Here is a 14,432-nt window from a genome sequence, read left to right as displayed (position 1 = left end):
ATGCCCGACTACTCAGCCGAGTCGGTTGGGGTTTCCGCCTGGTCGGCGGCAATGTCCTCCGCGGCAGACGTCTCACCGATAACGACGTCGCTGGGCTCGTCCGCGTTGCGTGCGACAGCGATCAAAGTGGTGCTTTCGCCGAGGTTCATCAGCCGCACGCCCTTCGTCTGCCGACCAGCCTTGCGCACCTGTTCGGCGCGGGTCCTGATGACCCCGCCGCTCGAGGTGATGGCGTAGAGCTCGTCGTCGACGTCGACGATGAGCGCACCGACCAGCCTGCCACGACGGCGGTCGTGCTGAATGGTCAGCACACCCTTGCCGCCCCGACCCTGGACCGGGTAGTCCTCGATCGGAGTTCGCTTCGAGTACCCCCCGTCGGTCGCGACCAAAACGAAGAGACCCTCCTGGACGACGCCGACCGAGAGCAGCTCGTCGTCGGCGTTGAAGCGCATGCCCTGGACGCCCGACGTGGCGCGCCCCATGGGACGCAGCACGTCGTCGGTCGCGTGGAAGCGGATCGACTGGCCGTCCGCGGACACCATGAGCAGGTCGTCATCTGCCGAGCACAGCACGGCTCCGACCAGCTCGTCGTCCTCACGGAGGTTGATACCGATAAGTCCACCCGATCGGTTGGAATCGAAGTCGGAGAGCTTTGACTTCTTGACCAGACCCTTCCGGGTGGCGAGCACGAGGTACGGCGACACGTCGTAGTTCTTGATCTGGATGACCTGCGCGATCTCCTCCTCCGGCTGGAACGCCAGGAGGTTCGCGACGTGCTGGCCGCGGGCGTTGCGGTTCGCCTCGGGCAGCTCGTAGGCCTTCGTGCGGTACACACGGCCCTTGTTGGTGAAGAACAGGATCCAGTCGTGCGTCGAGCACACGAAGAAGTGCGCGACGATGTCGTCCTGCTTGAGCTGTGCGCCCTGCACGCCCTTGCCGCCGCGCTTCTGCGCCCGGTAGAGGTCGGTCTTGGTGCGCTTCGCGTAGCCGGTGCGCGTGATCGTGACGACCACGTCCTCGACCGCGATCAGGTCCTCCATGGACACGTCGCCGTCGAACGGGATGATCTTCGTGCGCCGGTCGTCGCCGAACTTGTCCACAATGGCCGTGAGCTCGTCGCGCACGATCTGGCGCTGCCGCTCGGGCTTGTCGAGGATGTCCTTCAGGTCGGCGATCTCGACCTCGATCTCGGCCAGCTGGTCGATGATCTTCTGGCGCTCGAGGGCCGCGAGGCGGCGCAGCTGCATCTCCAGGATCGCGTTGGCCTGGATCTCGTCGACGTCGAGGAGCTCCATCAGGCCTGTGCGCGCGATGTCCGGCGTCTCGGACCGGCGGATCAACGCGATCACCGCGTCGAGCTGGTCGAGCGCCTTCACCAGGCCGCGCAGGATGTGGGCCCGCTCCTCGGCCTTGCGCAGGCGGAACCTCGTCCGCCTGACGATGACCTCGATCTGGTGCTTCACGTAGTGGCGGATCATCTGGTCGAGCCGCAGGGTGCGCGGCACGCCGTCGACCAGCGCCAGCATGTTCACGCCGAACGAGTACTGCAGCTGGGTGTGCTTGTAGAGGTTGTTCAGCACGACCTTGGCCACGGCGTCGCGCTTGAGCGTGATGACGATCCGCATGCCGATGCGGCGGTTCGACTCGTCGGCGATGTTCGCGATGCCGGTGAGCTTCGCGTCGCGCACGAGAGCGGCGATGTTCTCGACCAGGTTGTCCGGGTTCACCTGGTACGGCAGCTCGGTGACGACCAGGATCGTGCGGCCCTTGGCGTCCTCGTCCACCTCGATGACGGCGCGCATGCGGACCGAGCCGCGGCCGGTGCGGTACGCGTCCTCGATGCCGGAGGTGCCGAGGATCTGCCCGTAGGTCGGGAAGTCGGGGCCCTTGATCCGGGCGATCACCGCTTCGAGGGTCTCCTCGTCGGAGGCCTCGTGGTTGTCCAGCGCCCACACGACCGCGTCCGCGACCTCGCGCAGGTTGTGCGGCGGGATGTTGGTGGCCATGCCGACCGCGATGCCGGAGCTGCCGTTGATCAGCAGGTTCGGGATGCGCGACGGCAGGACGACCGGCTCCTGGATGCGGCCGTCGTAGTTGTCGCGGAAGTCGACGGTCTCTTCCTCGATGTCGGCCAGCATGTGCATGGCCAGCGGGGAGAGCCGGCATTCGGTGTACCGCATGGCCGCCGCGGGGTCGTTGCCCGGCGAACCGAAGTTGCCCTGGCCGTCGATCAGCGGGTAGCGCAGCGCCCACGGCTGGGCGAGACGCACCAGGGCGTCGTAGATCGCCGAGTCACCGTGGGGGTGGTAGTTGCCCATGACGTCGCCGACGACGCGAGCGCACTTGTTGAAACCGCGGTCGGGACGGAAGCCCGAGTCGAACATCGAGTACAGAACGCGGACGTGCACGGGCTTGAGCCCGTCGCGCACGTCCGGCAGCGCACGACCCACGATGACGGACATCGCGTAGTTGATGTACGAGTTCTGCATCTCCTGCTGGATCTCGACCGGCTCGATGCGGTCGTGCTGCGGGGGCAGAGTCGTGTCGGTCACTGTTCTCTTTCCTTCTCGCCGGTAACGCCAGGATGCCTAGGAACCAAGACCGGACTCAGATGTCCAGGAACTTGATGCTCTTGGCGTTGCGGGTGATGAACGAACGGCGTGCCTCGACGTCCTCGCCCATGAGCACGCTGAACAGCTCGTCGGCGGTGGCCGCGTCGTCCATGGTGACCTGGCGCAGGATCCGGTTGGCCGGGTCCATCGTGGTCTCCCACAGCTCCTCGGCGTTCATCTCACCGAGACCCTTGTACCGCTGGATGTTGTCTTCCTTGCCGAGCCGCTTGCCGCCGGCGAGGCCGTCCTTGATCACGGCGTCGCGCTCGCGGTCGGAGTAGGCGTACTCCGGCTCGGTCCGCTGCCACTTGATCTTGTAGAGCGGCGGCTGCGCGAGGTAGACGTGGTTGTGCTCGATGAGCGGCTGCATGAAGCGGAACAGCAGCGTGAGCAGCAGCGTGCGGATGTGCTGGCCGTCGACGTCGGCGTCGGCCATCAGCACGATCTTGTGGTAGCGCAGCTTCGACAGGTCGAACTCGTCGTGGATGCCGGTGCCCAGTGCCGTGATCAGCGACTGGACCTCGGTGTTCTTCAGGACGCGGTCGATGCGCGCCTTCTCGACGTTGATGATCTTGCCGCGGATCGGCAGGATCGCCTGGTACATCGAGTCGCGCCCCTCTTTGGCGGAGCCGCCTGCGGAGTCACCCTCGACGATGTAGAGCTCGCAGCGCTCCGGCTCGGTCGAGCGGCAGTCCTTCAGCTTGCCGGGCAGGCCGCCGATGTCGAGCGCGCCCTTGCGGCGCACCAGCTCGCGGGCCTTGCGCGCGGCGATGCGGGCCTGCGCCGACGACACCGACTTGGTGACGATCGTCTTGGCCTCGTTGGGGTGGCGCTCGAACCAGTCGGCCAGGTGCTCGTTCGTCGACTTCTGCACGAACGACTTGGCCTCGCTGTTGCCCAGCTTGGTCTTCGTCTGGCCCTCGAACTGGGGCTCCTTCAACTTCACCGAGATGATCGCGGCGAGACCCTCGCGGATGTCGTCGCCGGTGAGGTTGGTGTCCTTCTCCTTGAGCAGCTTCTTCTCGCGCGCGTACTCGTTGACGACTCGCGTCAGCGCGGCGCGGAAGCCCTCCTCGTGCGTGCCGCCCTCGTGCGTGTTGATCGTGTTCGCGAAGGTGTAGACCGAGGCCGTGTAGCCGGTGTTCCACTGCATGGCGACCTCGACCTGGAGGTCCTCGCCCTGCGCCTCGAAGCCGATCACCTTCTGGTGCACGGCCTCGCGGGTGTGGTTGATGTGGCGGACGAAGTCCTCCAGGCCACCGGGGTAGTGGTAGACGCGCTCCTTCACCGCGGCCTTGTGGCCGTCGGCGTCGGCTTCCTCGTCCTCCGGCGCGACCCGCTCGTCGCGCAGGATGATCGTGATCCCCTTGTTGAGGAACGCCATCTCCTGCAGGCGGCGCGCGATCGTCTCGACGTTGTACTCGGTGGTCTCGAAGATCTCCGGGTCGGCCCAGAACGTGATCGTCGTGCCGGTCTCGTCGGTGGCCTCGCCCTGGCGCAGCTCGTGCGCGGGCTTGGAGTTCTCGAAGCGCTGGGTCCAGACGTGGCCCTGGCGCTTGATCTCGACGTCGACGGCGGTGGACAGCGCGTTCACCACGGAGATGCCGACGCCGTGCAGACCGCCGGACACCGCGTAGGAGTCGCTGTCGAACTTGCCGCCCGCGTGCAGCGTGGTGAGCACGACCTCGACGGTGGGCTTGCCCTCGACCGGGTGCACGTCGATGGGGATGCCGCGGCCGTCGTCGATCACCCGGACGCCGCCGTTGGCCAGCAGCGTGACGTCGACCGTCGTCGCGAACCCGGCCATCGCCTCGTCGACCGAGTTGTCCACGACCTCCTGGACCAGGTGGTGCAGACCGCGCTCGCCGGTCGAGCCGATGTACATGCCCGGCCTCTTGCGCACTGCCTCCAAGCCTTCGAGGACAGTGATCGAGGACGCGCCGTACTCATTCTTCTTAGCTGACACGGGCCTGGAGTCTCCTCGCTGATGCGGGCAGGGCCCGCACTGTGTTGGGTGACGCTCTCCGTGATTCTACCGGTGCACCCCGACAGAACGGGGCCAAGGACACCTTTGATTCGGTCACAGAAGCCCTCACGCGGGCTGAGATGGGTGCGGACCGCTGAAACGGGGGTTCAATTCCGCAGGTGAACGCTCATTGAGCCACAGAACGGCCGCTGAGCCCTTGACAGGACCTCACCCGTAGGTGTCACGCGGGCCGCGCCCAGGCGCGTGCCTGGGGCCGTGTCGCCAGCTGGGAGCGTCCGGCCCCTTGATCTTGAGTCGCTTCACGACGCCGTGGCCGACCCCCGCGGCGATCCTCTTCAGCAGGTCGCGCTGCAGCAGGCGCAGCTGGGTGGCCCATGCCGTCGACGACGCCTGGACCGTCAGTTCCCCGTCACTGAGCGCGATCGGCTGCGCGTGCTCGGCGACGTCCTCCCCCACCAATTTTGCCCAACGGCCGAAGACCTGGCCACCCTGCAGCTGCTCGACCCAGCCCCGGTCGGCGGCCAGGCGCGAGGCGATCCGGCCGATGGCCTGCGGGTCGCGGTCGTCGGGTCCCGGCCCCGACCAGCGACGGCGGCTGCGGTGGACCGGACGGCCCTTCGCCTTGCTGCCGGGGGTCCGGCCACGGGCCTTGGCGCTCGCTTTCGCGGCCTCCAGAGCCGCTCGCGCGAGGTCCGAACCCCGCAGCGGCTCACCCTCAGGTGTGAATGAACCTGTGGACAAGTCCTGCTTTGTGACGGAGTTATCCACACCATCCACAGACTTGTCCCCAGATGTGTGGGCGGACACACCCGATCGAGCTACATCTAGGGGCTCTGAACCCCCTGAGTCAGGTCCCTGGTCAGACATGCCGCACCTCCCCGCCATGCACCTCGTAGCGAGCGCCGCTCAGCTCGTCGGGAACGTCCTCCGCCACCGCGGCGGTGATCAACACCTGCTCGGCGGCGGCCGCGACCTTCGCCAGCTGCTGCCGCCGGCCGCGGTCGAGCTCCGCGAACACATCGTCCAGCACGAGGACCGGTTCGATGCCGTCGACACGCATCAGCTCGTAGCCGCCGAGCCGCAGTGCGAGCGCGAAGGACCATGACTCTCCGTGACTGGCGTAGCCCTTCGCGGGCAGCTCCCCCAGGGTCAGCTCCAGGTCGTCGCGGTGCGGGCCGACCAGGCACACACCCCGTTCGATCTCCTGCCGGCGCACCCGGTCGAGCTCGGCGAGCAGCAGGTCCTCGATGCTCTCGCGGTCCTCCGGGAGGTCGCCGACGCTCGACCGGTAGGAGATGAGCGCCGGGCGCGACTCCGGTGCCACCTCCGCGTAGGCGGAGGTCACGTGGCCCGCCATGTCGCGGACCAGCTTCATCCGCGCGGCCAGCAGCTCCGCGCCGTGCTTGGCGAGGTGCCCGTCCCAGACGTCGAGCGTCGACAGGTCGGCCGACCGGCTGTGCTTCACCGTCTTCAGCAACGCACTGCGCTGCTTGAGCACCCGGTCGTAGTCGCTGCGCACGCCCGCGAACCGCGGCGCCCGCAGCACCAGCATCTCGTCGAGGAACCGCCGCCGGTCGCCCGGATCGCCGCGCACGAGAGAGAGGTCCTCGGGTGCGAACAGCACGGTGCGCAGGATTCCGAGCACGTCACGCGGCCGCGGCACCGGGCCGCGGTTGATCCTGGCCCGGTTCGCCTTGCCCGCCGTGATCTCGATTTCCACGAGCAGCTCGCGGTCGTCGTTGACCACGGCCGCCCGCACGACGGCGCGCTGGGCACCGTGCCGGATCAGTGGCGCGTCCGTGGCGACGCGGTGCGAGCCCAGCGTCGCCACGTACCCGATCGCCTCGACCAGGTTCGTCTTGCCCTGCCCGTTGCGCCCGACGAGCACCGACACGCCGGGTTCGAACGCCAGGTCAGCGAGTTCCCACGAGCGGAAGTCGCTGACCTGGAGGTGTCTGACGTGCACTCCCGTTAGCCCTGGGTGCTGCCCGCACCGGACGACGGACCGGCCAGGTGCACCGCGTGACCACCGAACTGGTTGCGCAGCGCGGCGACGGCACGCATCGCGGGCGAGTCCTCCTGCCGCGACTGGAACCGGGCGAAGAGCGCGGCGGAGATCACCGGCAGCGGCACCGCGTTGTTGATGCCCTCCTCGACGGTCCACCGGCCCTCGCCGGAGTCCTCGACGTAACCGCGCAGGTCGTCGAGCTCGGGGTCGGACGCCAGCGCGCGCACCAGCAGGTCGAGCAGCCAGGACCGCACGACGGTGCCGCGCTGCCAGGCCGAGATCACGGCGGGCACGTTGTCGACGACGTCGGTCTTGTCGAGCAGCTCGAAGCCTTCGGCGTACGCCTGCATCAGGCCGTACTCGATGCCGTTGTGCACCATCTTCGAGTAGTGGCCGGCGCCGACCTTGCCCGCGTGCGCGAAGCCCTCCTCGCGCGGACCCTCGGGACGCAGCGCGTCGAAGATCGGCATCGCCTGCTCGACGTTCTTCGCGTCGCCGCCGACCATCAGCGCGTAGCCGTTCTCCAGGCCCCACACACCGCCGGACACACCGCAGTCGAGGTAGCCGATCCCCTTGTCCGCGAGCAGTTCCGCGTGGATCTGGTCGTCGGTGAACTTCGAGTTGCCGCCGTCGATCACGAGGTCGCCCGGCTCCAGCAGCTCCTTGAGCTCCTTCACCGTGTTCCTGGTGATCTCACCGGCCGGAACCATGACCCACACCGTGCGCGGTGCTTCGAGCTTGGCCACCATGTCCGCCAGCGACTCCGAGTCGCTGACCTCCGGGTTGCGGTCGTAGCCGATCACCTCGTGACCGGCACGGCGCACCCGCTCGCGCATGTTGAAACCCATCTTGCCAAGGCCGACGAGTCCGAGCTGCACGGTGATCTCCCCTAACGTTTCTGGTACCCGGTAAGGGTTTTCTCAGCCGGGAAGGCGGACGGGCATCAGCAGGTACAGATAGCCCGGCGCCACGTTCCCATCCTCGTCCACCGGCTTCAGCAATGCCGGTCGGCTGGGTGTGGTGAAGGACAAGTGGACTTTCTGCGTGCGGACGGCACCGAGGCCGTCGAGCAGGTAGCCGGGGTTGAACGCGATCGTGACCGGCTCGCCGGTGTACTCGACCGGCAGCTCTTCCTCGGCCGATCCCTCGTCGTCACCACCGGCGGACAGGCGCAGACCGCCGTCCACGAACTCGAGCCGCACCTGGGTGCCGCGCTCGGCGACCAGCGACACGCGCTTGATCGCCTGCTGCAGCGCGTCGATGTCGATGATCGCCGCAGCGGAGTGCTCGGTCGGCAGCAGCTGGCGGTACTTCGGGAAGTCCGCGTCGAGCAGGCGGGTCGTCGTGCGCTTGCCGGAACCGGACAGGCCCAGCAGGCCGTCGTTCGCGGCGAGCGACATCTCGACCTTGCTGCCGGACGCGCCGAGCGTCTTGGCGGCGTCGCCCAGCGTGCGGGCGGGAACGAGCACGGCGACCTCGCCCAGTGACGCGTCGGGCTCCCACGGGAACTCGCGCATCGCCAGCCGGAACCGGTCGGTGGCCACGAGGACGAGCTTGCCCTCGCCGATCTCCACCCGGACACCGGTGAGCATCGGGAGCGTGTCGTCCTTGCCGGCCGCGACGGCGACCTGGGACACGGCCTCACCGAAGACCTCGCCGGGCAGCTCGCCGATGAGCTGTGGCATCGACGGCAGTGCTGGGTAGTCCTCGACCGGCATCGTCGGGAGGCTGAACCTGGCGCTGCCGCAGCTGATCATCATCCGAGCGCCGTCGACCGCGATCTCGACGGGGTGGTTCGGCAGCGCCTTGGTGATGTCGGCGAGCAGCCGGCCCGAGACGAGTGCACGGCCGCCGTCGGCGATCGTGGCGGGGACGCCGACCTGGGCGGAGACCTCGTAGTCGAACCCGGAGACCGTCAGCGAGTCTTCCGACTCCGCGTCGAGCAGCACGCCGCCCAGCACCGGAACCGGTGGGCGGGACGGGAGGCTGCGAGCGACCCAGGCGACGGCGTCGGCCAGGCCGTCGCGTTCGACGCGGATCTTCATGAGGCGTCCTTTCCTCGACAGTCGACAAGCCCGACCACGACAACGTGCCAGTGGGGGTCAGGGAGCCTCGTCCCGGCCTGAGTCACCTCGATGGCCGAGGGCGGAGCACCACGGTAGAGCGTCCATGCCCTTCCCGTCACTTCGGGGTTCGGCACCGATCCCCGGGAGTTGTCCACGCTGTTTTGCTTTTGAAGAACTTCTCTTCAAGAGATCAACAGCAGTAACAGTAGGGGCTGTGGATTGTGTGGACACCCGTTGAACGCGCAGGTCACGCCCCCTTGATCCATGTGGACTAAGGGGGGATGGCACCCGGGGACAGATCGGCCCACCCGGGGACAACCTGTTGTGCACACCCGGCGATCCACAGATCGTCCACAGTTGTCCCCGGGTGCGTCCCCGGGTGCGGGGCAGTTGTACCCGGGTGCGTCCCCAGCCTTTCGTGGCCGGATCGTGGCCCGGGTCTCACACTTTTCCAGTTGTCCCCACCCCTTCGAGCGCGGTGGCCGCCAGTATTGCCCGCTCCGCACACGTGTGGACCTCCCGCAAGCCTCCCCCGCACCGGACCGTCCCCGGGTCCGCGCCCGGGTTCGCTCGTGCGCACCCGCGACCTCCCGCCTGCTCCCCGGGGCACGCGGGGACCCCGCGTCCGCTCCTGTCGTGCGAAAGCTCCCCGCGTGGCACGAGCGGAAGGGCGTGCAGAGGAAGAAGCGTGGAGGAGGAAGAGGCGTGGACGTGCGAGAGGCCCCCTCCGCGTGGAGGGGGCCTCTCGGTGTCTTACCCGGGTGGGGTCAGGGAGCGTGGCGGGCGCGCTGCTTGATCCGGGAGGTCAGCTCCTGGACCTGGTCGTAGATCCGCCGGCGCTCGGCCATCTCCTTGCGGATCTTCTTGTCCGCGTGCATGACCGTCGTGTGGTCGCGGCCGCCGAACGTCTGGCCGATCTTCGGCAGCGACAGGTCGGTCAGCTCGCGGCACAGGTACATGGAGATCTGCCGCGCCTGCGCGAGCGCCTTCGTCTTGCCGGGGCCGCACAGGTCGTCGATCGAGACGCCGAAGAACTCCGCGGTGACCGCCATGATCGTCGGCGCGCTGATCTCCGGCGCGTGCGAGTCGGGGATCAGGTCGCGCAGCACGATCTCGGCGAGCTGGATGTCGACCGGCTGGCGGTTGAGCGACGCGAACGCCGTGACGCGGATGAGCGCGCCCTCGAGCTCGCGGATGTTCCGCTCGACGCGGGAGGCGATGAACTCCAGCACGTCGGCCGGGGCCGCGAGCCGGTCCTGGGCCGCCTTCTTGCGCAGGATCGCGATCCGGGTCTCCAGCTCGGGCGGCTGGATGTCGGTGATCAGGCCCCACTCGAACCGCGTGCGCAGGCGGTCCTCCAGCGTCTCCAGCCGCTTGGGCGGCCGGTCGCTCGACACCACGATCTGCTTGTTCGTGTTGTGGAGCGTGTTGAACGTGTGGAAGAACTCCTCCTGCGTGCCTTCCTTGCCCTCCAGGAACTGGATGTCGTCCACGAGCAGGACGTCGATGTCCCGGTAGCGCCGCTGGAAGGCGACCTTGCGGTCGTCGCGCAGGGAGTTGATGAAGTCGTTGGTGAACTCCTCGGTCGACACGTACCGCACGCGCATGCCGGGGAACAGGCGCTGGGCGTAGTGCCCGACGGCGTGCAGCAGGTGCGTCTTGCCGAGGCCGCTCTCACCCCAGATGAAGAGCGGGTTGTAGGCGCGGGCGGGCGCTTCGGCCACCGCGACGGCGGCGGCGTGCGCGAACCTGTTCGACGCGCCGATGACGAACGTGTCGAAGTTGTACTTCTCGTTCAGCCGGGTCTGCGACGGCGACGGGTTGGCCGGCCGGGTGTACGGGAGGTTCGCGTTGGGGGGTGCGGCCGAGTTCGCCTTGTTGAAGGTCGGCCAGATCTCGGTGACGGCGGCGAGCGCGTCGCCGGCTTCGTCGACCTCGTCCGAGTCGTTGCCCTCGGTGGCACCGTCCGCGGTGTCGTCCGCGAGGCCGGGCGTGTCGCCGTTGGTGACGATCGGGGGTGCCGCCGGCGCCATGACCGGGACGGTCGTGACCGCCTGCACGGCCTGGACCGGGATCGGCGTCGTCGGCGGGTTCAGCGGTTCCGGCGAGTCGACCTTCACCGCGAGCGAGACCGAACGGCCGAGCCTGCGGGAGAGGGCGGCGGTGATCGGCTCGCGCAGCGCGCGTTCGATCGCCTCCTTGGCGAAGTCGCTCGGTGCCGCGAGCAGTGCGGTCCCGTCCAGCAGACCGATCGGACGGGTGACCCTCATCCACGCGCGCTGCTGAGGGGACAGGTGGCTCGTGGCGAGCTCCTGCACCACCTCGGCCCACACGTGACCAAGGTCTACCTGCTGGTTCGACACCCCGCGCTCCCCTCCCCTCCACGGAGTCGATGACTCCACATGTGGACACGGAGAATAGAGGTATCCACAGAGTTATCCACAACTGTGCACTAAAAGGTGCGTTGTGTTGCCGGTGCGATGGCGGCTCCCACGCCGGCCCGGCACGCGCGAGGGAAGAACGGTAACAAGGGCCGCCACGCGTCACAAGACGTGGCTTGGACCACCCCGATTTGGTCGCAGCACCCGGGGGTGCGTACCCTCAGACGAGTCTCCCGCTTGCGACGGGCGCCTTTCGCGCGCCTACGTCCACTGCCATCGGGGACAACCACAGAGGCTTTGTCAGCAGTGAAGCACCGGGAGAACCGACCGTGAGCAAGGGTAAGCGCACCTTCCAGCCCAACAACCGCCGCCGCGCGAAGACGCACGGCTTCCGGCTGCGCATGCGGACCCGCGCCGGCCGCGCCATTCTGGCTGCGCGCCGCAGCAAGGGCCGTGCCACGCTGTCTGCCTGACAGCTGGTAAGCGCAGCGTCGTCGTGCTTCCAGCGGCCGCCCGGCTCACTCGCAGCCAGGACTTCGGCCTGGTGGTCCGCCGAGGTCGCCGCGCGGGACGGCCCCGGTTGGTCGTCCACGCCTTGACGCCAGACGTGCCCACCTTGGATTCGTCCAAGGTGGGCTTCGTCGTGAGCAAGGCCGTCGGCAACTCCGTCGTTCGCCACCGCGTCTACCGCCGCCTGCGCCACGTCGTGCGCGAACACCTCTCCGGCCTGCCGTCCGGAACTCTCGTCGTGGTGCGTGCGTTGCCCTCTGCGGCGGATGCGTCGAGCGCCGACCTGGCCGCCGACTTCTCCTCCGCTCTGCGGAAGGTGCTGCGATGACCACGTTGCCCGCGAGGGTCGCGCTCCTGCCGGTGCACCTCTACCGGCGTTTCATCTCGCCGCTGCTACCGCCCACGTGCCGCTTCTACCCGAGCTGCAGCGCGTACGCGGTGGAAGCGTTGACCGTCCATGGTGCGTTGCGCGGAACCTGGCTGACCATCCGCCGGTTGCTGCGCTGCGGACCCTGGCACCCTGGAGGCCTGGACCCGGTACCGCCGAGGCGGCAGGTCCCCGACGTATCCACCGAGGAGTAGCTCGTGCTCAACTTCATCTACTACCCGGTGTCCTTCATCTTGTGGTGTTGGCACTGGGTGTTCGGCAAGGTGTTCGGTGAGTCGAGCGGCTTCGCCTGGGCGCTGTCGGTCATCTTCCTCGTCTTCACCCTGCGCGCGATCCTCTTCAAGCCGTTCGTCGGCCAGGTGCGCTCCATGCGGCGGATGCAGGAGTTCGCCCCGGAGATGCAGAAGATCAAGAAGAAGTTCCCGAACGATCGCCAGCGCCAGGCTCAGGAGATGCAGAAGCTGCAGTCCGAGCACGGCGTGAACCCGCTCGGTGGCTGCCTGCCGATGCTGGTGCAGATCCCGGTCTTCATCGGCCTCTTCCACGTGCTGCGGTCGTTCAAGCCCGGCTGGGGCGAGGTCTACTTCTTCGACAAGCAGGGCGTCGACTCGTTCGTCAACGCCAAGCTCTTCGGCACCAACCTGTCGACGTTCATCACGATGCCGACCGACCAGCTCGCGCAGTTCGGCACCGAGCGCCTGAACGTCATCCTGGTCTCCGTGCCGCTGATGATCGTGGCGTCCATCGCGACCCACTTCACGGCCCGCCACTCGGTCGCCCGTCAGAACCAGGCCGCGCTGGACAACCCGCAGACCGCCATCATGAACAAGCTGACGCTGTACTTGTTCCCGCTCGGCGTCCTGGTCGGTGGCTTCTTCTTCCCCGTCGCGATCCTGCTGTACTGGCTCTCCAACAACGCGTGGACGCTCGGCCAGCAGTACGTCGTCTACCGCCGCATCGACGCCGAGGAAGAGGAGAAGAAGGCCACCGCGGTCACCACCCGCCAGGCCCTCGCTCCCAAGCCGGGCGCCAAGCCGGCCAACCCGAAGAAGCCGGCCCCCGGCGCCAAGCCCGCCAACGGCGCGAAGCGCCTGCCGACCGCGGGCCCCGGCGGCGCGTCGCCGGCCAAGACGCCGGACTCCCCCGCCGACGTGAACGGCAGCTCCACCACCGAGATCCCCGGCCTGACCCCAGGCCGATCCACCAGCAAGAAGCCGGGCAGCAAGAAGCGCCGCTGATTTCGGGCGTTTGCCCCGGAGAGGAGACATCGTGTCGGAGACCTTGCAGGCGACCGACGTGGAGGCGTCGTCGTCGGACGAGGCCGAACCGCAGTCGGAGCCGCAGTCGCCGGGCAAGACCGAGGACCTGCTCGTCCAGGAAGGCGACATCGCGGGTGACTACCTCGAGCGCCTGCTGGATCTGCTGGACTACGACGGCGACATCGACCTGGACGTGGAAGGCGGCCGCGCGGTCGTCAGCATCGACGGCGGCGAGGACCTCTCGAAGCTCGTGGGTCCCCGCGGCAACGTCCTCGAGTCGCTCCAGGAGCTCACCCGCCTCGCCGTCCAGCAGGAGACGGGCGTCCGCTCCCGCCTCATGCTGGACATCGCCCAGTGGCGTGCCGGCCGTCGTGCCGAGCTCGCCGAGCTCGGCCGCACCACCGCGGAGAAGGTCGCCGCATCGGGCGAACGCGCCCGCCTCCACCCGATGACCCCGTTCGAGCGCAAGGTCGTGCACGACGCCGTCGCCGCGGTCGCGGGCGTGCACAGCGAGAGCGAGGGCGAAGAGCCGCAGCGCCGGGTCATCGTCTTCCCGAAGCCGTGATGCTCTGAAGTTCGGCCTGCGGCCCCTGGTTCCGGTTGGAGCCAGGGGCCGTTTGCTGTTTCGGGGCAGGCGGTTCCGCCCGGCTCACCGTTCCACGTGAAACCGTCCGGCCCGCGCCGCCCACCACGTCTCCAGCCAGTCCGACTGCTCCCCCGTATCCGGCACCGAGAACCCGCGCGCCTCTGAGATCAGCCGCCACGCCTCCGTCGGCTCCACGCCGTCCATCCCGAGGAGCATCGCCGCCAGCAACGACGACCGGCCGATGCCGGCCCAGCAGTGCAGCACCACGTGCGCACCACGGCGGTACAGCTCGTGCACCGACTCGATGGGTCCGAAGTCGAACGAGTCGAGTGGCGCCGTCCGGTCCTCGATCGGGATGCCGACGTACGTCAGGCCGACGGCTTCCGCCACCGCCGCCTGCTCGGTGAGATCGCACTCGATGCGTTCGTCGTCGGTCTGCGCGGACACCAGGACGTCCACGCCGGCGTCACGCAGTCGGCGGAAGAACGGCTCCAGGAGGGCGCCACCGGGCGGGTGCGCCATGGTCGAGATGGTGCCCGGACCGTCCCAGGAGACGGTGTAGATGGGTGGTCTCAAGATTTGCCCCCAAGTTTCACGTGAAACGGTGCTCAGGATTTGGCGGAGCGACCGGTGCA

13 protein-coding genes are annotated in these 14,432 nt (G+C 68.3%); 5 read left to right on the top strand and 8 right to left on the bottom strand.

Annotation, left to right across the window (positions count from 1 at the left end):
* Window positions 1-8: 8 nt before the first annotated feature.
* The 7 genes from gyrA to dnaA all read right to left on the bottom strand — a co-directional run bounded on the left by gyrA (window position 9) and on the right by dnaA (window position 10,991).
* Window positions 9-2,552: a DNA gyrase subunit A gene (gyrA, locus tag ADL03_RS04390; RefSeq protein WP_053732069.1), complete on the bottom strand. Its 2,544-nt coding sequence runs from the start codon at window positions 2,550-2,552 to the stop codon at window positions 9-11.
* 55 nt (window positions 2,553-2,607) lie between these two features.
* A complete protein-coding gene (gene gyrB, locus ADL03_RS04385; RefSeq protein ID WP_053732068.1) occupies window positions 2,608-4,578 on the bottom strand; it encodes a DNA topoisomerase (ATP-hydrolyzing) subunit B in 1,971 nt (656 codons plus the stop codon).
* A 228-nt stretch (window positions 4,579-4,806) separates the two neighbouring features.
* Window positions 4,807-5,340 (bottom strand): DciA family protein, encoded by a 534-nt coding sequence (locus tag ADL03_RS04380; RefSeq protein WP_053732067.1) that lies wholly within the window; start codon window positions 5,338-5,340, stop codon window positions 4,807-4,809.
* Between the two features lie 118 nt (window positions 5,341-5,458).
* The gene (recF, locus tag ADL03_RS04375) at window positions 5,459-6,565 is read right to left on the bottom strand and encodes a DNA replication/repair protein RecF (protein ID WP_053732066.1); all 1,107 of its coding nucleotides are present in this window, start codon (window positions 6,563-6,565) and stop codon (window positions 5,459-5,461) included.
* A 5-nt stretch (window positions 6,566-6,570) separates the two neighbouring features.
* Entirely contained in the window at window positions 6,571-7,485 is a 915-nt protein-coding gene (gene gnd / locus ADL03_RS04370) for a phosphogluconate dehydrogenase (NAD(+)-dependent, decarboxylating) (RefSeq protein ID WP_082372873.1), read from the bottom strand.
* A 42-nt stretch (window positions 7,486-7,527) separates the two neighbouring features.
* Window positions 7,528-8,652, bottom strand: coding sequence for a DNA polymerase III subunit beta (gene dnaN, locus ADL03_RS04365; protein WP_053732065.1), 1,125 nt, complete (start codon window positions 8,650-8,652; stop codon window positions 7,528-7,530).
* A 788-nt stretch (window positions 8,653-9,440) separates the two neighbouring features.
* The gene (dnaA, locus tag ADL03_RS04360) at window positions 9,441-10,991 is read right to left on the bottom strand and encodes a chromosomal replication initiator protein DnaA (RefSeq protein ID WP_369808928.1); all 1,551 of its coding nucleotides are present in this window, start codon (window positions 10,989-10,991) and stop codon (window positions 9,441-9,443) included.
* Window positions 10,992-11,383: 392 nt separating this feature from the next.
* On the opposite strand from dnaA, the gene rpmH reads away from it, so the two are divergent.
* From rpmH to ADL03_RS04340, 5 genes are read left to right on the top strand one after another with little or no spacing between them, the layout of a single operon-like run.
* On the top strand, window positions 11,384-11,527 hold the full coding sequence (rpmH, locus tag ADL03_RS45025; protein WP_030465619.1) for a 50S ribosomal protein L34: 144 nt from the start codon (window positions 11,384-11,386) through the stop codon (window positions 11,525-11,527).
* 23 nt (window positions 11,528-11,550) lie between these two features.
* Window positions 11,551-11,892 carry a ribonuclease P protein component gene (gene rnpA / locus ADL03_RS04355; RefSeq protein WP_053732063.1) on the top strand — a complete coding sequence of 114 codons (342 nt, stop codon included), beginning with the start codon at window positions 11,551-11,553 and terminating at the stop codon, window positions 11,890-11,892.
* Window positions 11,889-12,146: a membrane protein insertion efficiency factor YidD gene (gene yidD / locus ADL03_RS04350; protein ID WP_053732062.1), complete on the top strand. Its 258-nt coding sequence runs from the start codon at window positions 11,889-11,891 to the stop codon at window positions 12,144-12,146. Before rnpA ends, yidD begins: the two co-directional genes overlap by 4 nt.
* Window positions 12,147-12,149: 3 nt before the next feature.
* Window positions 12,150-13,190: a membrane protein insertase YidC gene (gene yidC, locus ADL03_RS04345; RefSeq protein ID WP_053732061.1), complete on the top strand. Its 1,041-nt coding sequence runs from the start codon at window positions 12,150-12,152 to the stop codon at window positions 13,188-13,190.
* 31 nt (window positions 13,191-13,221) lie between these two features.
* Entirely contained in the window at window positions 13,222-13,776 is a 555-nt protein-coding gene (locus tag ADL03_RS04340) for a R3H domain-containing nucleic acid-binding protein (protein ID WP_053732060.1), read from the top strand.
* Window positions 13,777-13,860: 84 nt separating this feature from the next.
* Here ADL03_RS04340 and ADL03_RS04335 read toward each other — a convergent pair whose 3' ends face one another.
* Window positions 13,861-14,373, bottom strand: a complete 513-nt coding sequence (locus tag ADL03_RS04335; protein WP_063798463.1) for a dual specificity protein phosphatase family protein — start codon at window positions 14,371-14,373, stop codon at window positions 13,861-13,863.
* Window positions 14,374-14,432: the final 59 nt, after the last annotated feature.

Origin of the sequence: Nocardia sp. NRRL S-836 (genome assembly GCF_001279525.1) — a bacterium.
Classification (GTDB): domain Bacteria; phylum Actinomycetota; class Actinomycetes; order Mycobacteriales; family Pseudonocardiaceae; genus Lentzea.
The sequence above is the reverse complement of the archived record's forward strand: the minus strand, read 5'-3'. Positions and strand labels throughout refer to the sequence as shown.

Bases quoted from the DNA above. Each gene is read 5' to 3' on its own strand.
- dnaN (WP_053732065.1), bottom strand. From the start codon at position 8,652: ATGAAGATCCGCGTCGAACGCGACGGCCTGGCCGACGCCGTCGCCTGG.
- yidD (WP_053732062.1), top strand. From the start codon at position 11,889: ATGACCACGTTGCCCGCGAGGGTCGCGCTCCTGCCGGTGCACCTCTAC.